22 protein-coding genes and 1 pseudogene are annotated in these 18,612 nt (G+C 71.5%); 19 read left to right on the forward strand and 4 right to left on the reverse strand.

The window, feature by feature from the left end:
* The first annotated feature begins 54 nt into the window (after window positions 1–54).
* The 12 genes from FB470_RS22480 (at window position 55) to FB470_RS22535 (ending at window position 7,441) form a co-directional block, all read left to right on the forward strand.
* Complete coding sequence (locus tag FB470_RS22480; RefSeq protein WP_306994516.1) at window positions 55–1,692, forward strand: ABC-F family ATP-binding cassette domain-containing protein; 1,638 nt, start codon at window positions 55–57, stop codon at window positions 1,690–1,692.
* 255 nt (window positions 1,693–1,947) lie between these two features.
* Window positions 1,948–2,583, forward strand: coding sequence for a hypothetical protein (locus FB470_RS22485; protein ID WP_306994519.1), 636 nt, complete (start codon window positions 1,948–1,950; stop codon window positions 2,581–2,583).
* A 5-nt stretch (window positions 2,584–2,588) separates the two neighbouring features.
* The gene (locus FB470_RS22490; protein WP_306994521.1) at window positions 2,589–3,641 is read left to right on the forward strand and encodes an SRPBCC family protein; all 1,053 of its coding nucleotides are present in this window, start codon (window positions 2,589–2,591) and stop codon (window positions 3,639–3,641) included.
* Window positions 3,638–4,033, forward strand: a complete 396-nt coding sequence (gene gvpJ / locus FB470_RS22495) for a gas vesicle protein GvpJ (RefSeq protein ID WP_306994523.1) — start codon at window positions 3,638–3,640, stop codon at window positions 4,031–4,033. Before FB470_RS22490 ends, gvpJ begins: the two co-directional genes overlap by 4 nt.
* Window position 4,034: 1 nt before the next feature.
* Window positions 4,035–4,802, forward strand: coding sequence for a GvpL/GvpF family gas vesicle protein (locus FB470_RS22500; protein WP_306994524.1), 768 nt, complete (start codon window positions 4,035–4,037; stop codon window positions 4,800–4,802).
* Between the two features lie 3 nt (window positions 4,803–4,805).
* Window positions 4,806–5,042, forward strand: coding sequence for a gas vesicle protein GvpG (locus FB470_RS22505; protein ID WP_306994526.1), 237 nt, complete (start codon window positions 4,806–4,808; stop codon window positions 5,040–5,042).
* A 7-nt stretch (window positions 5,043–5,049) separates the two neighbouring features.
* Window positions 5,050–5,340, forward strand: coding sequence for a gas vesicle protein GvpO (gvpO, locus tag FB470_RS22510; RefSeq protein ID WP_306994528.1), 291 nt, complete (start codon window positions 5,050–5,052; stop codon window positions 5,338–5,340).
* A 2-nt stretch (window positions 5,341–5,342) separates the two neighbouring features.
* Window positions 5,343–5,696, forward strand: a complete 354-nt coding sequence (locus FB470_RS22515; RefSeq protein WP_306994530.1) for a gas vesicle protein — start codon at window positions 5,343–5,345, stop codon at window positions 5,694–5,696.
* Window positions 5,689–6,468, forward strand: coding sequence for a GvpL/GvpF family gas vesicle protein (locus FB470_RS22520; RefSeq protein ID WP_306994533.1), 780 nt, complete (start codon window positions 5,689–5,691; stop codon window positions 6,466–6,468). Before FB470_RS22515 ends, FB470_RS22520 begins: the two co-directional genes overlap by 8 nt.
* Before the next feature lie 197 nt (window positions 6,469–6,665).
* Complete coding sequence (locus FB470_RS22525) at window positions 6,666–6,818, forward strand: gas vesicle protein (protein ID WP_306999428.1); 153 nt, start codon at window positions 6,666–6,668, stop codon at window positions 6,816–6,818.
* A complete protein-coding gene (locus FB470_RS22530; protein WP_306994535.1) occupies window positions 6,811–7,098 on the forward strand; it encodes a gas vesicle protein K in 288 nt (95 codons plus the stop codon). Before FB470_RS22525 ends, FB470_RS22530 begins: the two co-directional genes overlap by 8 nt.
* Before the next feature lie 64 nt (window positions 7,099–7,162).
* Entirely contained in the window at window positions 7,163–7,441 is a 279-nt protein-coding gene (locus tag FB470_RS22535; RefSeq protein WP_306994537.1) for a GlsB/YeaQ/YmgE family stress response membrane protein, read from the forward strand.
* Between the two features lie 81 nt (window positions 7,442–7,522).
* On the opposite strand, the gene FB470_RS22540 is transcribed toward FB470_RS22535, so the two are convergent.
* Window positions 7,523–8,560: a serine hydrolase domain-containing protein gene (locus tag FB470_RS22540; protein WP_306994539.1), complete on the reverse strand. Its 1,038-nt coding sequence runs from the start codon at window positions 8,558–8,560 to the stop codon at window positions 7,523–7,525.
* 35 nt (window positions 8,561–8,595) lie between these two features.
* On the reverse strand, window positions 8,596–9,921 hold the full coding sequence (locus FB470_RS22545; protein ID WP_306994542.1) for a flavin-containing monooxygenase: 1,326 nt from the start codon (window positions 9,919–9,921) through the stop codon (window positions 8,596–8,598).
* Between the two features lie 81 nt (window positions 9,922–10,002).
* On the opposite strand from FB470_RS22545, the gene FB470_RS22550 reads away from it, so the two are divergent.
* The 4 genes and pseudogenes from FB470_RS22550 to FB470_RS22565 all read left to right on the forward strand — a co-directional run bounded on the left by FB470_RS22550 (window position 10,003) and on the right by FB470_RS22565 (window position 12,584).
* The gene (locus tag FB470_RS22550) at window positions 10,003–10,623 is read left to right on the forward strand and encodes a TetR/AcrR family transcriptional regulator (protein ID WP_306994544.1); all 621 of its coding nucleotides are present in this window, start codon (window positions 10,003–10,005) and stop codon (window positions 10,621–10,623) included.
* A 21-nt stretch (window positions 10,624–10,644) separates the two neighbouring features.
* A complete protein-coding gene (locus FB470_RS22555; RefSeq protein ID WP_306994547.1) occupies window positions 10,645–11,124 on the forward strand; it encodes a DUF2975 domain-containing protein in 480 nt (159 codons plus the stop codon).
* A complete protein-coding gene (locus FB470_RS22560; RefSeq protein WP_306994549.1) occupies window positions 11,124–11,330 on the forward strand; it encodes a helix-turn-helix domain-containing protein in 207 nt (68 codons plus the stop codon). The genes FB470_RS22555 and FB470_RS22560 overlap by 1 nt, the downstream gene beginning before the upstream one ends.
* A 280-nt stretch (window positions 11,331–11,610) precedes the next feature.
* A pseudogene (locus FB470_RS22565) lies at window positions 11,611–12,584 on the forward strand (SDR family NAD(P)-dependent oxidoreductase).
* Window positions 12,585–12,635: 51 nt separating this feature from the next.
* Here FB470_RS22565 and FB470_RS22570 read toward each other — a convergent pair.
* Window positions 12,636–14,453, reverse strand: a complete 1,818-nt coding sequence (locus tag FB470_RS22570; RefSeq protein ID WP_306994551.1) for a flavin-containing monooxygenase — start codon at window positions 14,451–14,453, stop codon at window positions 12,636–12,638.
* A 151-nt stretch (window positions 14,454–14,604) separates the two neighbouring features.
* Here FB470_RS22570 and FB470_RS22575 point away from each other — a divergent pair, with 151 nt between their 5' ends.
* Both FB470_RS22575 and FB470_RS22580 read left to right on the forward strand, forming a co-directional pair.
* Complete coding sequence (locus tag FB470_RS22575; RefSeq protein ID WP_306994553.1) at window positions 14,605–15,777, forward strand: helix-turn-helix domain-containing protein; 1,173 nt, start codon at window positions 14,605–14,607, stop codon at window positions 15,775–15,777.
* Window positions 15,778–15,879: 102 nt separating this feature from the next.
* Window positions 15,880–16,680 (forward strand): alpha/beta fold hydrolase, encoded by an 801-nt coding sequence (locus tag FB470_RS22580; RefSeq protein ID WP_306994555.1) that lies wholly within the window; start codon window positions 15,880–15,882, stop codon window positions 16,678–16,680.
* A gap of 450 nt (window positions 16,681–17,130) precedes the next feature.
* On the opposite strand, the gene FB470_RS22585 is transcribed toward FB470_RS22580, so the two are convergent.
* The gene (locus tag FB470_RS22585) at window positions 17,131–17,355 is read right to left on the reverse strand and encodes a hypothetical protein (protein ID WP_306994556.1); all 225 of its coding nucleotides are present in this window, start codon (window positions 17,353–17,355) and stop codon (window positions 17,131–17,133) included.
* Between the two features lie 99 nt (window positions 17,356–17,454).
* Here FB470_RS22585 and FB470_RS22590 point away from each other — a divergent pair, with 99 nt between their 5' ends.
* A complete protein-coding gene (locus FB470_RS22590; RefSeq protein WP_306994558.1) occupies window positions 17,455–17,865 on the forward strand; it encodes a VOC family protein in 411 nt (136 codons plus the stop codon).
* Window positions 17,866–18,612 lie beyond the last annotated feature (747 nt).

Genomic DNA, 18,612 nt, shown 5'->3' on the forward strand with positions numbered 1-18,612 from the left:
GGCGGGCGACCGGGCCCGGAGGGGTGCCTGCCGGCCCGAAGTTAAGGTAGCCGGATGAGTGCCACCCTCCTCGCGAAGGACCTCACCGCGGGGCATGGGCACCGCACCCTCTTCGCCGGCCTCGACCTGGTCGTCGCGCCCGGTGAGGTCGTCGGGCTGGTCGGCGTCAACGGCGCCGGCAAGTCGACCCTGCTGCGGATCCTCGCCGGGCTGGACAAGCCGGAGCGGGGCGAGGTGCGGCTCACCCCGCCCTCGGCGACCGTCGGGCACCTGCCGCAGGAGCCCGAGCGCCGGCCGGGTGAGTCGGTGCGCGCGTTCCTCGCGCGGCGCACCTCCGTGGCTTCGGCACAGGCGGAGCTGGACGCGGCGACCGAAGCGCTCACCCAGGGGGTGGACGGTGCCGACGACCGCTACGCCACCGCGCTGGACCGCTGGCTGGTCCTCGGCGGCGCGGACCTCGACCACCGCGCCGAGGAGGTCGCCGTCGACCTGGGGCTGGCCGTGGACCTCGACCAGCCGATGACGTCGCTGTCCGGTGGGCAGGCGGCCCGTGCCGGACTGGCGTCGCTGCTGCTGAGCCGCTACGACGTGTTCCTGCTCGACGAGCCGACCAACGACCTCGACCTGGACGGGCTGGAACGGCTGGAGCGGTTCGTGACCGGCCTACGGGCGGCGACCGTGCTGGTCAGCCACGACCGCGAGTTCCTCGCCCGCACCGTCGACAGCGTCCTGGAGCTGGACCTGCCGCAGCAGCAGGTGCGGCTCTACGGCGGCGGGTACGAGGCGTACCTGGAGGAGCGCGCGGTGGCGCGCCGGCACGCGCGCGAGGAGTACGACGAGTACGCGGCGACGCGCGCGAACCTGGAGACGAGGGCGCGGACGCAGCGGGCGTGGATGGAAAAGGGCGTGAAGAACGCCCGGCGCAAGGCGACCGACAACGACAAGGCGGGGCGCAAGTTCCGCGCCGAGGCCACCGAGAAGCAGGCCGCGAAGGCGCGTCAGACCGACCGGTTGATCGAGCGGTTGGAGGTCGTCGAGGAGCCGCGCAAGGAGTGGGAGCTGCGGATGGAGATCGCCGCCGCCCCGCGCGCCGGTGCCGTCGTGGCGACCCTGCGCGGGGCCGTCGTCCGCCGTGGCGCGTTCACGCTCGGGCCGGTCGACCTGCAGATCGACTGGGCCGACCGGGTGGCCATCACCGGCGCCAACGGTTCCGGGAAGTCGACCCTGCTGGCGGCGCTGCTCGGCCGCGTCGCCGTGGACGCGGGCGCCGCTTCACTGGGGTCCGGCGTGCTGGTCGGTGAGGTCGACCAGGCGCGGCGGTTGTTCCTCGGTGACCTGCCGCTGGTTCAGGCGTTCGCGCGGGAGGTGCCCGAGTTCGCCGACGCGGATGTGCGGACGCTGCTGGCGAAGTTCGGCCTCGGCGCGGCACACGTGCTGCGCCCGGCGGTCACGCTCTCACCGGGCGAGCGGACGCGCGCCGCGCTGGCGCTGCTGCAGGCCCGCGGGGTCAACCTGCTGGTGCTCGACGAGCCGACCAACCACCTCGACCTGCCCGCGATCGAACAGCTCGAGTCCGCTTTGGACACCTTCGCGGGCACCCTGCTGCTGGTGACCCACGACCGCCGCATGCTCGACGCCGTGCACGTCACGCGCCGTCTGGAAGTGAACGACGGCAAGGTCACCGAGGCCTGATGGCCGTGCCCGTTCCCGGGCGATTGTTTAACGCACGAGTAGTAAAACGACGTTAACCGTCCATTTGACACAATGGTGAATCAATCTTGGTTTTTCACCTTGTTCAAGAATCTCATTTTCGTCAGTTCCACTCGTTTCGGTGACACCCGGCCGGGGTAGCTCGATGTGCACGAACGCATCCTGCTCGCCCCGAGACGTCGGGGGGTGGCGCGTGGGTTGTGAACTCGCCAATCGCCGGAGTCAGGAGGAAACGAAATGAAGGCAGGGGCACGGGTGGCCGCCGCGGTCGCCGCGGGATATCTGTTGGGGCGCACCAAGAAAATGCGGCTGGCCCTGATGATCGCGGCCGCCGGGGCGACGGGGAAGGCGAACCTCTCGCCCGGGAAGCTGCTGCAGAACGGGCTCAGCCAGCTGGGCTCGTCGCCGGAGCTGGGCAAGCTCGCCGATCTCGCCCGTGACGAACTGCTGGGGGCGGCGAAGGCGGCGGCGGTGACCGCGGCCAGCAGCCGGATCGAATCGTTGAGTGACCGCCTCCAGGAGGGCGGCCCGTTGCTGTCCGGCAAGAGCCGCGGCAAGGACGGCGAGCAGGAGGCCGAGCCGGACGAGGACACCTACGCGGAAGAGGAAACCGAAGAGGAATCTCCCGAAGAGGAAGAGGAACCGCAACGGCCCGCGCGTCGTCGTGCGGCCCGCGGGGGACGGCGTCGCGCCGAGCCCGAAGAATCCGAGGACACCGGCTCCGACGAAGGCGAGTCCGACGAGGCCCAGTCCGATGAGGGCGAGTCCGACGAGTCCGAGGAGGCCGAGCCCGAGGAGGAGTCCCGGCCGACCCGTAGCCGCCGCACCCGCGCCACCGCCACGCGGACGCCGGTCCGGCGGGCCCGGAGGTGACGGCGATGGCTACCAGGCAGGTCGGCAAGGCCGCGGGCAAGGCGAAGGACACCGCGTCGAAGGCCACCGGCACAGCGACGGACACGGCGTCGAAGGCCACTGGCACCGTGTCCGACGTCGCGACGGTGCCCACGGGGGATCTGACGGTGGCGCTGCGCAAGCTCGCGACCGCGGTCGCCGGGCGGGCGACCACCTCGCTGACGAAGAAGATCACCTCGACCTCGGGACGTCTCACCGACTTCTCCCAGGGCGGCGGTGGCGGACTGGTCGAGGCCCTCCTGGGCGACAAGCCCAGCGTGAAGGGCAAGGCGGCGATGGGCGCGGTCAAGGGCGGCCTGTCCGGCGTCATGGACAAGGTCAAGGGCGCGGTGTCCGGCGGTGACGGTGGCGGCGGCGGGCAGAAGCTCAAGGTCACCAACATCGTCGAGCACATCGACATCGGTGCGCCGGTGGACCTGGTGTACGCCCAGTGGACCCGGTTCAGCGACTTCCCGCGGTTCATGAAGAAGGTCGAGAACGTCGCGCAGGTCAGCGACGAGAAGACCGAGTGGAAGGCCCAGATCTTCTGGTCGCACCGCACCTGGGAGGCCACGATCGTCGACCAGGTGCCCAACGAACGCATCATCTGGCGGTCCAAGGGCGAGAAGGGGCACGTCGACGGCGTTGTCACGTTCCACGAGATCGCCCCGAACCTGACGCGGGTCGTGCTGGTGCTGGAGTACCACCCGCAGGGGCTGTTCGAGCGCACCGGCAACATCTGGCGCGCGCAGGGCCGCCGGGCTCGTCTGGAGCTCAAGCACTTCCGGCGTCACGTCATGACCGAAGCGCTGCTGCACCCCGACGAGGTCGAAGGCTGGGAGGGGGAGATCCGCGACGGCCAGGTCGTGGACAGCGAAGAGGGCGAGGAAGGCGAAGAAGAAGGCGAGGAGTCCGACGAGGCCGGTTACGAGGACGAGGAAGAACCCGAAGAGGAAGAACCCGAAGAGGACGAGGAAGAACAGCGCCCGGCACGCCGGTCCCGCGCGGCGGCGGGCCGTGGACGAGGGAGGAGCCGATGACCACAGCAGTGCAACCGGCCGGGGGTGGCGGCGGACTCGACCGCCCGAGCTCGAGCAGTCTCGCCGACGTGATCGACACGATCCTGGACAAGGGACTCGTCATCGACGCCTACGTCCGGGTCTCCCTGGTGGGGATCGAGCTGCTGACCGTCGACGCCCGCGTGGTGGTGGCCAGCGTGGACACCTACCTGCGGTTCGCCGAGGCGGTGAACCGGCTGGACATCTCCGGTACCGAGCAGAAGGGCCTGCCCGACCTGGTCGAGGGTGTGGCCAGTGGCGGCTCGAAGGCCAAGACGAAGGGAGCCATCGAGGCGGCGGGCGACAAGTTGCGGGACCTGCTGGGCGAGGACGAGGAGCCCGAGCAGGCCGGGCGGCGCCGGAAGGGGAACTGACATGGCCGAAGACAGCGACGGCAAGGCGGTGTACGTCTACGGCATCGTGCCCGCGGACGTGGAAACCGATCCGGAGGCGAAGGGCGTCGGCGATCCGCCGGCCCCGGTCAAGACGGTGCGGCACGAGAAGATCGCCGCGCTGGTCAGCCCGGTCAGCACCGGGGATCCGCTGGGCAGGCCCGAAGACCTGACCGCGCACGCCTCGCTCCTCGACGCCGCGGCGGCCGAGGTGCCGGTGCTGCCGCTGCGGTTCGGCGCCGTCGTCACCGACGAGGACGCGGTGGTGGACGAGCTGCTGGCGCCCTACCACGAGGACTTCGAGTCCGCGCTCGAAGAGCTGGAGGGCAAGGCCCAGTACGTGCTCAAGGCGCGTTACGTCGAGGAGGCGATCCTGCGCGAGGTGCTGGAGGGCGACGCCGAACTGTCCCGGCTGCGCGAAGCCATCCGGGGCAAGCCCGAGGACGCCACCCGCAACGAGCGGATCGCCCTCGGGGAGCGGATCACCCAGGCCATCGCCGCCCGGCGCGAGGAGGACACCCAGCGCGCGGTGGCGGCACTGGAGCCGCTCGACGTGCGGATCAACCTCCGCGAACCGACGCACGACCAGGACGCGGTGCACCTGGCGTGCCTGGCCGAAACGGCGAAGCAGGCCGACCTCGAGGACGCGGCCGGGCGCCTCGCGCAGGAGTGGGAAGGGCGGGCCCACGTGCGGCTCCTCGGACCGCTGGCGGCCTACGACTTCGTCGTCACCCGGCGGCCGGGGGAGTAGCGCATGGGGCTGCTCACCACGATCGTCACCCTGCCGCTGGCGCCGCTGCGCGGCGTGATCAGCCTCGCCGAGGTGATCAAGCGGCGGGTCGACGAGGAACTCGCCGATCCGGCCGCCGTCCGGCGCCAGCTCGAGGCGGCCGAAGAGGCCCGCGAGGCCGGTGAGATCTCGGCCGAGGAGGAGACCGAGATCCAGCAGCACGTGCTGCAGCGGCTCGGAGCGAACGAGAAGGAGAGGTGATGGCGCGATGGCCGGGGAGGACGGACGAGGGCTGACCGCGTCCGAGGCCGCGTCCAAGGCACTCGGGCACGCGGGCGAACTGATCACGAGCGACCCGGTGGCGGTCACCTCGGTCGAACCGGTCGAGGACGGGTGGCTGATCGAGGTCGAGGTGCTCGAGGAACGCCGCATCCCCTCGTCCGCCGACATGCTCGCCATCTACGAGCTGGAACTCGACCTCGGCGGCGACCTGCTCGCCTACCGCCGCACGAAGCGGTACGTGCGCGGGCAGGCCGGCACCGGAAGCGAGGTGGGCTGACCATGGCGCAGCGGCAGCCCGTGACCAGCACCGGGAACCAGACGCCCGCACTCGGCGGCGGCAACCACCAGACCGCCAACCTCGGCGACATCCTGGAGCGGGTCCTGGACAAGGGGGTCGTCATCGCCGGCGACATCCAGGTCAACCTCCTCGACATCGAGCTGCTCACCATCAAGCTGCGGCTCGTGGTCGCCTCGCTGGAGACCGCCAAGGCGGTCGGCATCAACTGGTGGGAAAGCGATCCGTGGCTGTCCGGGGACACCTCCCGGCTGGAGAACGAGAACCGCGAGCTGAAGGCGCGGCTGGCCGAGCTGGAGGGGGACCGGCACGAGATCGAGGACGGCCGAAGTGACTGAGGGAACCGGGATCTGGCTCTACGCGGTGACGCGGCAGCTCGCCCCCGGGGTGCTCGACGCGCTGCGGGGCGTGGCCGGTGAAGAGGTCCGGGTGGTGCGCGACGCGGGCCTGTCCGCCGTCGTCGGGGACGTGCCGATGGAGACCTTCGGCGAGGAACCGTTGCACCGCAACTTCGAGGACCTCGACTGGCTGGGCGGCGTGGCGCGCGCCCACGACGCCGTGATCAGCGCGGTGGTCGCGGCCGGGCCGGCCGTGCCGATCCGCCTGGCCACCGTCTACCACGACGAGGACCGGGTGCGCCGGGTCCTCGAGCACCGCCGGCCGGACTTCGAACGCGCGCTGGACTTCGTGACGGGACGAACGGAGTGGGGCGTCAAGGCCTTCCTGCAGGACCCCGGACCCGGGGAGGAGGGCGGCGACGCCGGGAACGCTCCGTCCCGACGAGGGGCCGGGACGGCCTACCTGGCCCGCAGAAAAGCCGCGCTGTCCGCGCGGGAAACCACCCAGCAGCGGGGCCGCGACCAGGCGGTGGACGTCTACAACAGACTGCTGGAGTTCGCCGTCGCCGCGCGGACCCACCCGCCGCAGAGCAAGGAACTGAGCGGCCACAGTGGACAGATGATGCTCAACGCCGCCTACCTGGTCGACGAGGACGCCGCGCGGGGTTTCGCCGCGGCGGTGGCCGCGTGCGACGACGAGCACCCGGCGCTGCACCTCCAGCTCACCGGGCCGTGGCCACCGTATTCGTTCGCGTCAGTGGAGGAGTCATGAACCAGCAGGGTCCCGCGAGGGTCACCGGGCGCCGGATCCCGGCGCGGACGGTGCAACAGCAGGCTCCCGCGAGGGGCACCGCGCGGCGGGTACCGGCGCGGACGGTCGAACAGCACGCTCCCGCGAGGGTCACCGGCCGCCGGGCTCCGGCGAGGACGACCGGAGAGCAGGTTCCCGCGCCGGTCGCCGACCAGCCGATCGCCCTGGTCGACCTGCTCGACCGGGTCCTGGCCGGCGGGGTCGTCGTGACCGGGGAGATCACCCTGTCCATCGCCGACGTCGACCTCGTGCACATCTCGCTGCGCACCCTGTTGTCGTCGGTCAGCGCGCTCCGGGCCGGCGATGAGTGAGCCCGGCGGGCGGCGGATCAACGCCGACCCGGACAACACCGAACGCAGCCTCGTGACGCTGGTGCTCACCGTGGTCGAGTTGCTGCGGCAACTCATGGAGAAGCAGGCGCTGCGCAGGGTGGACAGCGACGACCTGACCGACGACCAGGTCGAGGCGATCGGGCTGACCCTGATGCGGCTGGAGGAGCGGATGGCGGAACTGTGCGACCACTTCGGTCTCGAGCCCGCCGATCTGAACATCGATCTCGGCCCGCTGGGCCCGCTCCTGCCCGAACGGTGAGGAATTCGCGTTTCCGCGGTGTCGTGCGGGGAATCCTGGTGCATCGCCGGAAAATGGAGTTGCGATGACAATCACCGGAATCATCAGTGCACTCGTCGTCGGCCTCGTCATCGGTGTGCTCGGCCGCCTGCTCGCGCCCGGGAAGCAGCGCATCCCGATGTGGCTGACCATCGTGATCGGTATCGTCGCCGCGTTCGTGGGCACCGCGATCGCCCGGGGCGCCGGTTACGCCGACACCAACGGGATCGACTGGCTCGAGCTCCTGACCCAGGTCGTCCTCGCCGCGCTCGGGGTCTCCGCCGCTTCCGCCCTGTTCGGCAAGCGGCGCAAGCTGATGCACTGACCCCCTCCCCGCCCGGCCCGGTCCAGGTTCCGCTGGGCCGGGCCGGGTTCTTCGTGCGGGGCCGTCAGTCCGCGGCCCGCGCTACAGGCAGGAGTAGACCGCCTCGACGAACGCTCTCGCGTTGGGTGCGCCGAGCAGGCCCGGCTCCATCCGGTTCATCACGTAGGCGAACGTCAGGCGCCGGTCGAGGTCGTTGACCACCACGGAGCCCCCGAATCCGCTCCACCAGCAGATCCGGCCCTCCGGCAGCGGCAGCGGGCCGTCCAGCGCGTAGCCGAGTCCGAACCGGACACGGGTGCCGAGCACGCGGTCCACCCCGTCGCTCTGCACCTCGAAGATCCGGTCCACTGTGGAAATCGCGCCGTGCGAGACGAGCGACTGCAGCGAAGCGACCGACCGCGCGTTGCCCTGCCCGTTCAACCCGCCCAGCTCGGCGGTGAGGAACGGCCGAGTGGTGGCCACCGCGGGCGGGATGACCGGGTTGGTCAACGTCCGGATCGCGATCGGATCCAGCGCGGAACGGTCCACACCGGACGATGCCGCGGGAACCAACGTCGCGATCCGGTCGAAAGCGCTCTCCGGCGTGCCGAGCCAGTAGTCCGCGCCCGGGAACTCCTCCCGCAGCACCGTGCCCAGCGATCGCCCGGTGATCCGGCGGACGATCTCGCCCACCAGGTGCCCGTGGCACACCGCCTGGTACCCGGACCCCCCGCCCGGCGTCCACCACGGCTCCTGCGCGGCGAGCAGCGCGGCGGCGCGCTCGGCGTCGTAGAGATCCTCCAGCGTCACGGTTTCCCGCCACCCGCACACCCCGGAGGTGTGACCCAGCACGTGCCGCACGAGCACGTCCCGCTTGCCGGCCGCGGCGAACTCCGGCCAGTAGCGGGACACCGGCGCGTCCGGGTCCAGCTCGCCCCGGCCGGCGAGCACGAGCGCGACCAGCGCCACCATCGTCTTGGTCAGCGAGTAGGTGTTCACCAGGGTGTCCCCGCGCCAGGGCGCCGACGGGGACGCGGCGCCGCCCCACAGGTCCACCGCCACGTCCCCGTCCTGGATGACGCACACCGACGCGCCGACCTCGTCGCCGTCGCGCAGCCGCCGCTCCAGCAGCTCACCCACGCGGGCGAACCGAGCCGCGCACGCGCCGGACACGCTCACCGCGCGGCCGCCAGTGCCCGCTTGCGGCCCGCTTCGATCTCCTTGTGCAGGTCGCGCACGTACCGCGCGAAGTCGACCTGGATCGTGTGCCGCGGCGCCTGGTAGTACTGGCCCAGGTGCCTGGCCTCGTCCCGCGCGATCGCCTCCCGCATCTCCGCCACGCCCGGCAGGGCGTAGTCACCGGTCAGGTGCGCGGCGACGAGCTTGCTCTGCTGTTCGGCGAGGTTGACGATCGTGGGAGAGGCCTGCGCCAGTCCCGCGTAGTACAGGTTGCCGATCCCGGGCCGGATGATCCGTTTGAACAGCGGCATCCGGTGCTCGGCGTCCGGGAGCAACGCGGGATCGTCGAAGAACGGGAACGACATCCGGTACCCGGTCGCGCACACGATCACGTCGGCCTCGATCCGCGTGCCGTCCACGCACACCACGGCGTCCCCGTCCAGCCGCGCGATCTCGGGGACGCAGGTGAGGTCGCCGGAGCCGGCCTTGGCGAGGAAGTCGATGCTCACCGACGGGTGCGCGGACAGCGGCTCGTGGTCCGGTTTCGGCAGCCCGTAGTCCTCCATGTTGCCGAGGATCTTCTTGATCGCCCGGCGGGACAGGGCCAGGCCGAGCTTCTTCGGCATCCACGGCGGCATCATCATCTTGTCCGCCGGCTTGCCGCCGCGGTACTTCGACAGCACCCACACGCCGCGGCGCGCGGAAACCCAGACGTGCCGGGCGATCGAGCGGTGCGACAGCTCGGAGGCGATGTCCAGCGCCGAGTTCCCCATGCCCACGACGACGATCCGCTTGCCGCGCATGTCGACCGGGTCGAACGGGCTGCGGTAGGAGTGGCTGTGCAGGAGGGGCCCGTCGAACTCGCTGGGGTAGTCGGGCAGGTAGGGGTTCCAGTGGTGGCCGTTGGCGACGACGAGCGCGTCGTAGCCGCGCTTCTCGCCCGTGCCGAGGGTGACCGACCACGTGCCGTCCGGCTGCCGGGCGGCGTGTTCGACCGCGGTGTTGAAGGTGATCTTCTCGCGCAGCCCGAAGTGGTCGACGTAGTCGCGGAAGTACTGGTGGATCAGCGAGTGGTGCGGGAAGTGCGGCCAGTCCTCGCCGGCCGGGAAGTCCTCGAACTGCAGCCGCGTGGTGGAGGTGTCGATGTGCAGCGACTCGTAGCAGGCGGAGCGGCCGTTGGGGTTGCCGTAGTACCAGTTGCCGCCCACGTCGTCGGACATCTCGAAGCAGTCGAAGGGGATGCCGTGGTCGGCGAGCCGCTTCGCCGTGGTGAAGCCGGAGCACCCGGCGCCGATGACGCAGACGGTCGGGAGTGAACTCACGCGCGCCTCCTCGCGAACGATCGGGTGCCGCTCACTGTCGCACGTTCACTGACGCAGTGTCCAGTGAGTAGTCTGAGCGTCATGACCCTGCGCGAGCTGCAGAAGCAGCAGACCCGCCGCAGCCTGCTGGACTGCGCCAAGAACCTCTTCGTGGAGCGCGGGTACGCGGCCGTCACGATCGACGACATCGTGTCCGCGGTCGGGTGCAGCCGCGCCACGTTCTACCTGCACTTCTCCGGCAAGCCGGAAATCCTGCAGAAGATCGGCGCGGAGACGATGGCGCGGCGGGCGGTGACGGTGTACGCGGACCTCGACGCGGTGCTGGAGACCGGTTCGCGTGCCGAGTTCGCCGGCTGGATGCGGCGCGCGGTGGCCTGGTTCGAGGAGAACCAGGCGATCCTGCCGGCGTGGGACGAGGCGGTCGCCCTCGAACCGGAGTTCAAGGCGATCGCGAAACGGGCGGTCGACGAGCTGCCCGCGGCGATGCCCCGCTACCTGGCCCGGTGGGGCGCGCGGCGCCGGGACGAGGCGCACCTGCGGATCGAGCTGCTGGTCAGTCAGCTCGAGCGGTTCTTCACCCGGTGGGCGGTGCAGGGCACGATCGACTCCTCCGCGGACGCGGCCGCGGAGGTGCTGGCCGACATCTGGTTCCCGGCGCTGCTGCCCCCGGAGTCTCGAGAGCTATCGATTGACTTTCGATAGATTGCTGCTGATACTCGATGCATGGTGACCGGTCATCGCGTGGTGCTCCCGCTGCGGCTCTTCCTCGTCCTGCTCTTCGGGGTGCTCGTGGTGTTCCAGGTCCTGTCGCTGCCCGGGCAGTTCGCCCACATGGCACGCGAAAACCCGGACCTGGCGCACCTGCGGTGGCCGGCGACGGCGGTCACGGTGTTCTGGCTGCTGTGCGTGCAGGTGGTGATCGTCGCGATCTGGCGGCTGCTGACGCTCGTCAAGAGGGATCGCATCTTCAGCGAGGCATCGCTGGTGTGGGTGGACGTGATCGTGGGGGCGATCGCCGCCGCGTGGCTGGCGCTGGCCGGCGTGTTCCTGTTCGTCGGGTTCAGCGCGCACGACCCCGGGCTGCCGCTGGTGTTGTTCCTGCTGCTGATCGGGGTCACCGTGCTGGGGCTGCTGATGCTGGTGATGCGGGCGCTGCTGCGGCAGGCCACGACGCTGCGGACCGACATGGACGCGGTGATCTGATGGCGATCGTCGTGCGCCTCGACGTCGAGCTCGCCAAGCGCAAGATGAGCGTCGGCGAGTTCGCCGAGAAGGTCGGCCTGACACCCGCCAACGTCGCGGTGCTGAAGAACGGGCGCGCGAAGGCCGTGCGGTTCAGCACGCTCGAAGCGATGTGCCGAGTGCTCGGCTGTCAGCCCGGGGACCTGCTGGAGTGGGTCGAGGACTAGGGAGTGTCCCTCGCATCAGTGGTGGCCGCCGGCAACCCGCCCGGGTGGTGACAACCCTCGACGGCTGACCTCGCCTCCACAGTGGACCCGGCTGCCCGGCGGTCCTGTCGCGGATCAGGACCGCGCCCCGGCGTGGGTGTCCAAAGCCTGACCACGTTCGTCGTGCGGGCCCGGCCGGACCGTCATCCCCGTCATGACCCGGGCCCGCGGCGAAACCGTCCAGCGACATCAGGAAATGCCAGTTGACCTGGAGTTCGCTCCAGCACCTAGCGTCGCCGCCATGACCACCGAACAGCACAAAATCGGCTCCGGATTCGGCGCGACCACCACCGTGGCCGAGGTCCTGCGGGGCATCGACCTGTCCGGCAAGCTCGCGATCGTCACCGGCGGCTACTCGGGCCTCGGCCTGCAGACCACCCGCGCACTGGCCGCCGCGGGTGCGCACGTCGTCGTCCCGGCACGACGGCCGGACGTCGCCCAGCAGGCGCTCGCCCGCCTCGCCGAGGTCGGCGAACTGGACCTCGGCGACCTGGACAGCGTGCGCGGCTTCGCCGAGCGGTTCCTCGGCTCGGGCCGTCGCATCGACATCTTCATCGGCAGCGCGGCGATCATGGCCTGCCCGGAAACCCGCGTCGGACCCGGGTGGGAGGCGCAGTTCGCGACCAACCACCTCGGCCACTTCGCCCTGGTGAAGCGCTGTGGCCGGCGATGGCGCCCGGCGCGCGGGTCGTGGCGGTGTCCTCGCGCGGGCACCACTTCTCCGGCATCCGCTGGGACGACCTCGCCTTCGAGCGCGGCTACGACAAGTGGGCGGCCTACGGCCAGTCCAAGACCGCGAACGCGTTGTTCGCGCTGCACCTCGACAAGCTCGGCGAGCCGTCGGGCGTGCGGGCGTTCTCGGTGCACCCGGGCAGCATCCTGACGCCGTTGCAGCGCCACGTGCCGCTCGAGGAGAAGATCGCGAACGGCTGGGTCGACGAGAACGGCGAGCCGGTCGCGGACTGGTTCAAGACCCCGGAACAGGGCGCCGCGACGCAGGTCTGGGCCGCGACCTGCCCGCAGCTCGCCGGGATGGGCGGGGTGTACTGCGAGGACTGCGACATCGCCGAACCGGCCCCGGACGAGGACCTGGCCTGGCCGGGCAACCGCCCGCCGGTGCGCCTCGGCGTCCGGGACTGGGCGGCCGACCCGGCGCAGGCCGAGCGCCTCTGGGCGCTGTCGGCGGACCTGACGGGCGTGAACGCGTTCGCGTGAGTCCGAAGTGGATCCCGGCCGCCCCGTCGCGCGGCCGGGATCCGGCCCGGATCAGGAGAGGTGGTGCACCTCCTGCAGTCCGTACACCTCCGTCGGGATGCCCTCGTAGCGCGCCTTCAGCTGCAGCGCCAGGTACAGCGAGTAGTGCCGCGACTGGTGCAGGTTCCCGCCGTGGAACCACAACCCGGGTTGCTGGGTGGGCTTCCACATGTTGCGCTGCTCGCCCTCCCACGGCCCGGGGTCCTTCGTCGTCGCCGAGCCCAGACCCCAGCACTTGCCGACGCGGTCGGCCATCTCCTGGCCGGCGATGTCGGCGACCCAGCCGTTCATCGACCCGTACCCCGTCGCGTACACCACGAGATCGGCCTTGAGCTCGGTGCCGTCGGCGAGCACCACGGCGTCACGCGTCAGGTGGTCGACCTGGCCCTGCACGAGCTTGATCTTGCCGTCCGCGACCAGTTCCGAGGCGCCCACGTCGATGTAGTAGCCCGAGCCGCGGCGCAGGTACTTCATGAACAGCCCGGACTCGTCGTCGCCCCAGTCGTGCTGGAAGCCGGCCTTCTCCAGCCGCGCGTAGAAGTCCGCGTCCCGCTCCTTGATCTTCTGGTACACCGGGATCTGGAACTGGTGCATGATCCGGTACGGCAGCGAGGCGAACACCATGTCGGCCTTCTCGGTCGTCATCCCGGCCGCCACCGCGCGCTCGGAGTACAGGTCGCCGAGCCCGAACTCCATCAGCGAGTCCGACTTCACCACGTGGGTGGAGGACCGCTGCACCATCGTCACGTCCGCGTCGTGTTCCCACAGCGCGCCGCAGATGTCGTGCGCGGAGTTGTTCGACCCGATCACCACGACCTTCTTGCCGGCGTAGGCGTCCGGACCCGCGTGTTGCGAAGAGTGGTGCTGTTCGCCCTCGAAAACATCCATCCCGGGGAACGAGGGGATGTTCGGCTTCCCCGACATGCCGGTGGCGAACACGAGCTGTTTCGGTTTCAGGACCACGGTTTCCCCGTCCCGGTCGACGGTGACCGTCCACTCGCCGGTCTCCTCGTCGTAGGACGCCGACTTCGCCTCCGACCGCGTCCAGTACGGCACCTCCATCACGCGGGTGTACATCTCCAGCCAGTCCGCGATCTTGTCCTTCGGCGCGAACACCGGCCAGTTGTCCGGGAAGGGCAGGTAGGGCAGGTGGTCGTACCAGACCGGGTCGTGCAGGCACAGGCTCGTGTACCGGCTGCGCCACTGGTCGCCGGGCCGGTCGTGGCGGTCCAGGACCAGCGACGGCACGCCGAGCTGCCGCAGCCGCGCGCCGAGGGCGATGCCGCCCTGGCCGCCACCGATGACCACGACGTAGGGCTGCCGCTCGTAACCGAGTTCCTTGGCTTCCAGTTCGCGCTCCTGGGCCCACGACAGGCGTCCTTCGAGGGCGCCGTGCCGGACACCCTTCGGACGGCGTTCGCGCTGCGGCTCCTCGAACCCCTTCAGCTCGCGCAGGCTGGTGAGCAGCGTCCAGGCGCCCTCGTCGGTCAGCCGGAGGTGGCCCTTGCCTCGCCCGGTGGCGGTCTCGAACTCCAGCCACGCCTCGGTGACACCGTCGGCCTCGGTGGGCGGTTCGGTGGTGCGGAAGCCGGACGGGTCGGTGCCGTCGAGGCAGGCGGACAGCATGTCGGCCACGCCCTCGCGGCCCTCGACGGTCTTGATGTTCCAGGTGAACGCCACCAGGTCGCGCCAGAAACTGTCGACCGCGAACATGCCGGCCGCCGCCGCGACGTCCCGTGCCGCCAGCGCCGCCTCGAACTCGCGCAGCCAGGCGTCGACGCGGGCCTGCGGGGACCGCGACGGTGCCTCCCGGTCGATGGTCTGTGTCATCGCCACTCCTCGTCCTCGCCGTTGGGGATGTAACACCGATCACAGCCCGTCCGGACGCGGCGGGCAACGGTTGCAGCGGATTGCACGTCTTGGCGACGGCCGCGGCGGGCACCTATGCTCGGTCGTCGACGCAGTGGTGCGGAGGTGGAGTGTGAGCGTGCCCGGCGCAGTCCCGCCTGGGTGCAGCCTGCCCGCCTACGCCCGTGACCTGGTCCGCATGCACGACGCCGTCATCGCGGGCGGTCGGCCACCGCTGCGGCCGCGGGACGTCGTGTCCCGGTCCTGGTCCCGTGTGCTCGGGCTGGGGTTGAAGGCGGACGGGCTCAACGCGCGCGACTGGCTCGGCGAGGACGAGCTGGCGCGGCGCCGGGAGGCCTCGCCGCTGCGCGACGCGGTCGGCGACCTCCGGCAGGTGCTCGGCGGGATGTCGCACGTGCTGCTGGTGGTCACCGACGCCGACGGCGTCATCCTCTGGCGCGAGGGCACGCCGGCGGTGCGCCGCCGCGCCGACGACCTCGGGTTCTTCGAGGGCGCGGAGTGGACGGAAGAGCGGGTCGGCACGAACGCGATCGGCACCGCGATCGCCGAGGCCGCCCCCGTCGAACTGCTCGCCGGCGAGCACTTCGAGCAGGACCAGCACCCCTGGTACTGCACGGCGTCGCCGGTGCACGACCCGCGCACCGGCGAGCTGCTCGGCGTGATCGACGTGAGCGGTCCCGCCCTGACGCTGCACCCGGCGATCGGGGCGCTCGTCGAGACCGGGCGCAGGTTCGCCGAGGCGCAGATCTGGCGCTGGCACCAGCACCGCCTGGACCGGTTGCGCCAGGTGGGTGAACCGCTGCTCGCCGCCGGTCCCGCCATCGTGGTCGACGACCACGGCTGGGTGGCCGCCAGCGCGGGCGTCTCGGTGGGCGACCGGATCGCGGTTCCCGCCGGCGGCGAGCCGATCGCGGTGCCCGGGCTGGGCGCGTGCCTGCCCGAGCGGCTGGGCGAGGGCTGGCTGATCCGCCCGGCCGGGCCCGGCCGCCGCGTCACGCTGGACCTCGACCTGTCCGGGACCCCGCTGCTGACGCTGCAGGGCGGCGACACCGGCTGGCGGCGGCCGCTGACGCGCCGGCACGCCGAGATCCTCGTGCTGCTGCACCGGGCGGGCCCCGCCGGCCTCTCGGCGGAGCGCCTGAGCCGCGCCCTGTACGGCGACGCCGAGCACCTGGTGACGGTACGGGCCGAGGTGTCCCGCCTGCGGCGCCTGCTGGGCGCCCTGGTCGACACGAGGCCCTACCGCCTGGCCGACGGCGTGACGATGACGGTGCGCGAGAACTAGCCGCTCGACGATCGCCGACGGCCGGTCACCATGTCCGGTGTCCTCCTCCGGTGCGTCCCGTTCGTCGGACGGGGGACGGCGTCTTCTCGCAGGGAGGCAGACATGCGGACAGTCACATCGGCGGACGGGACCACCATCGCCTACTCGCGGCAGGGCAGCGGGCCGGTGATCGTGTTCCTCGGCGGCGCGTTCAACGACCGGACGGCGTGCGCACCGGTCGCGGACGCGTTGCGGGACTCCTACACGGTCGTCTGCGTCGACCGGCGCGGGCGGGGGGACAGCGGGGACGTCATCGCGCCGCGGGAGGTCGCGCGGTACGAAATCCGGCGCGAGGTCGAGGACCTGGACGCGGTGATCGCGGCCGAGGGCGGGTCGGCGGCGGTGTTCGGGTTCTCCTCGGGCGGCATCCTGGCGCTGCACGCCGCGGTGGCCGGTTCGGCGATCGGCGCGCTCGCGCTGTACGAGCCGCCGTTCGCGCTCGGCGGGCTCGCGGGATCGGCCCGGGATCTGACCGGGAAGCTCGCGGAGCTGGTCGCCGCCGGGCGGCGTGGTGATGCCGTCGCGACGATGCAGATCGAGGGCATCGGACTGCCGCCCGCCGCGGTCGACGACATCCGCCGCTCCCCGATGTGGCCCCAGCTGGAGGCGGTCGCGCAGACGGTGGTCTACGACGCCGCCCTCACCGCGGCACCCAACCTGCCCACGGAGGCCATGCGCGCCCTCGAGGTGGACACGCTCGTCCTGGCGGGCGCGGAAACCTGGCCCGGCCTGCGGAGCGCCGCATCGGCCCTGCCGGACCACCTGCCCCGCGCCCGGTACGCCGAGATCCCCGGCGGCGCCGGACACGGCATCCCAGCGGAGGCGACGGCCCGCGCCGTCGACGAGTTCCTGCGCGGAAAATGAGTGAGCCTGTGGCGGGCGCGGCGGTCGAGTTCCTGACCGGCTTCGCCGACGTTGGGCGCGCACTCGAACTGGGCACCGGCACCTGGCGGATCGCGCTACCCCTCACCCGGCGAGGTGCACGGAATCGACCTCTCCCGTGCGATGGTCGCCCGCCTGCGCGCCAAACCGGGCGGCGACGCCACCCCCATATTTCTCCGTCGCCTACCTGGTCGGGGTCCCCGCGCTGCGGCAGCTCCCGCGCGGCCAGGACGTCGTGCCGTTCCGGGTGGGCTTATGACGTCTACGATGCCGCGCCACCCAGGCGATGAGTTCCAATTACGTCGACGTGGTCGACCGGCCCGCCGAGCGCGCTCGCCGGGCTTCGCCTGCGCGAGCGCTGGTCGAGCTGGACCCGGGAGCCTTTCACCGGCGAGAGCGAGAAGCACGTCTCGGTCTGGGAGAAGCCCTGAGTCACTCGCCGCGCATCTGGCGGCGGATCTCCTCCAGTTTGTCCTTCGCGGCGCGGTCGCGGTCCGCCAGCTTCTCCTCGAACGAGGCGGCCTCCGGCGTCTCGCTCGCCAGCTCGGTCGAACCGAGCGACGTCGCGTAGCGGTTTTCGATGCGGTCGCGCACGAAGTCGAAGTTCGGCACACCCGAGTCGGTGTAGTCGCCCTCGGGCGGGGTCGTCTCGGACATCTGGGTCCCCTCTCGTCGGTCCCCACCATTGTGCGCTCAGGACACGGGTTTCGAGGTCGGCCGCCGGAAACTGTCGGTGGTCCCGGTTAGTCTCCGCGCATGCTGGATCACCTGGGAGTTCAAGTCGCCGACGTCGAGGCGTCGGCCGCCCTCTACCTGCGCCTGTTCGGGCCGATCGGGATGGCGGAGGCGATGCGCATCCCGGTCGGCGACAGTTCCGTCGTGGGCTTGTCCGGCCCCGACGGCGGCCCCGACTTCTGGCTCAGCCCGGCGCGCGGAGTGGAGACGCGAGAGCTGCACGTCGCCTTCCGCGCGCCGAGCCGGGACGCGGTGGATGCCGTGCACGAGGCCGCCGTCGCCGCGGGGGTCGAGGTGCTGCACGCGCCGCGCGAGTGGCCCGAGTACCACCCGGGCTACTACGCGGGTTCCTCCGCGACCCCGACGGGCACAACGTGGAGGCGGTGCACCACGGCGGATGAGCACACCGTGACGCCCCCGGTCATCCTCTGAAGACGGGTCCGGCGCTTTTCACCCGGCGAGATGTACGCCTGCACCGGGTGGACATCCCCGGTCAGCGGCTGCACGGTGTGACCCCGTCCGGGCCGGGTGGAGCTGGACGCGCGGGGGAGCGCCGTCGAGCTCCTGGCCGGCGATGAGATGCCGGCGGTCACCGAGCACGGACTGGCCCGGCTCGGTCCACGCTCAGGCCGGACCACGCCGATCATCGAGCTGCCGCCCGCATGCGCGACGGCGCGATCGACCCGCCCGGCCGGTGCTTCGCGGGCTCGCCCACACGACGGGCAGGGTGCCGGGGCGTGTTCTGCATGCCGGGGCGCGGCGTCGAACGGCCTGGACCGTCCGCCGGACGGGCGGGTGCTCCGCCACGTCGGCACCTCCACCGGGGACATCACGGCGTGGCGTTACCGCCCGGCGACGGGGGAGGTGGCGCACCCGCGGGTGCCGCGGCACGTGGGGTTGCCGGAGGGACTGACCGTTGACGTGGCGGCTGCGTGTGGGCGGCCAGTTATGACGGCTCGACCGGCTGTTCGGTGAGGGTCTGACCACTGTGGACGTCGCGGCGGCGTGCCCGACGAGCTGCACCTTCGGCGGTGCGGACCTGGACCAGCTTGTCGTGACAAGCGCGCCGGGAGGGCGAAGGCGGGCTGCTGTACCCCGCCGCGCTGGTTCGTCGAGGGCTTCTGACCGCACCCCGCCCGGGCCGCCGCCGGGGGCGGCTGCGTCAGCCCTTGAGGCGAC

It is taken from the genome of Amycolatopsis thermophila, assembly GCF_030814215.1.
GTDB lineage: Bacteria > Actinomycetota > Actinomycetes > Mycobacteriales > Pseudonocardiaceae > Amycolatopsis_E > Amycolatopsis_E thermophila.

What these genes read in the sequence shown, in the direction of transcription:
- FB470_RS22480 (WP_306994516.1), top strand. Translation starts at nt 55, where the DNA reads ATGAGTGCCACCCTCCTCGCGAAGGACCTCACCGCGGGGCATGGGCAC.
- FB470_RS22485 (WP_306994519.1), top strand. Translation starts at nt 1,948, where the DNA reads ATGAAGGCAGGGGCACGGGTGGCCGCCGCGGTCGCCGCGGGATATCTG.
- FB470_RS22490 (WP_306994521.1), top strand. Translation starts at nt 2,589, where the DNA reads ATGGCTACCAGGCAGGTCGGCAAGGCCGCGGGCAAGGCGAAGGACACC.
- gvpJ (WP_306994523.1), top strand. Translation starts at nt 3,638, where the DNA reads ATGACCACAGCAGTGCAACCGGCCGGGGGTGGCGGCGGACTCGACCGC.
- FB470_RS22500 (WP_306994524.1), top strand. Translation starts at nt 4,035, where the DNA reads ATGGCCGAAGACAGCGACGGCAAGGCGGTGTACGTCTACGGCATCGTG.
- FB470_RS22505 (WP_306994526.1), top strand. Translation starts at nt 4,806, where the DNA reads ATGGGGCTGCTCACCACGATCGTCACCCTGCCGCTGGCGCCGCTGCGC.
- gvpO (WP_306994528.1), top strand. Translation starts at nt 5,050, where the DNA reads ATGGCCGGGGAGGACGGACGAGGGCTGACCGCGTCCGAGGCCGCGTCC.
- FB470_RS22515 (WP_306994530.1), top strand. Translation starts at nt 5,343, where the DNA reads ATGGCGCAGCGGCAGCCCGTGACCAGCACCGGGAACCAGACGCCCGCA.
- FB470_RS22530 (WP_306994535.1), top strand. Translation starts at nt 6,811, where the DNA reads ATGAGTGAGCCCGGCGGGCGGCGGATCAACGCCGACCCGGACAACACC.
- FB470_RS22535 (WP_306994537.1), top strand. Translation starts at nt 7,163, where the DNA reads ATGACAATCACCGGAATCATCAGTGCACTCGTCGTCGGCCTCGTCATC.
- FB470_RS22550 (WP_306994544.1), top strand. Translation starts at nt 10,003, where the DNA reads ATGACCCTGCGCGAGCTGCAGAAGCAGCAGACCCGCCGCAGCCTGCTG.
- FB470_RS22555 (WP_306994547.1), top strand. Translation starts at nt 10,645, where the DNA reads ATGGTGACCGGTCATCGCGTGGTGCTCCCGCTGCGGCTCTTCCTCGTC.
- FB470_RS22560 (WP_306994549.1), top strand. Translation starts at nt 11,124, where the DNA reads ATGGCGATCGTCGTGCGCCTCGACGTCGAGCTCGCCAAGCGCAAGATG.
- FB470_RS22570 (WP_306994551.1), bottom strand. Translation starts at nt 14,453, where the DNA reads ATGACACAGACCATCGACCGGGAGGCACCGTCGCGGTCCCCGCAGGCC.
- FB470_RS22580 (WP_306994555.1), top strand. Translation starts at nt 15,880, where the DNA reads ATGCGGACAGTCACATCGGCGGACGGGACCACCATCGCCTACTCGCGG.
- FB470_RS22585 (WP_306994556.1), bottom strand. Translation starts at nt 17,355, where the DNA reads ATGTCCGAGACGACCCCGCCCGAGGGCGACTACACCGACTCGGGTGTG.
- FB470_RS22590 (WP_306994558.1), top strand. Translation starts at nt 17,455, where the DNA reads ATGCTGGATCACCTGGGAGTTCAAGTCGCCGACGTCGAGGCGTCGGCC.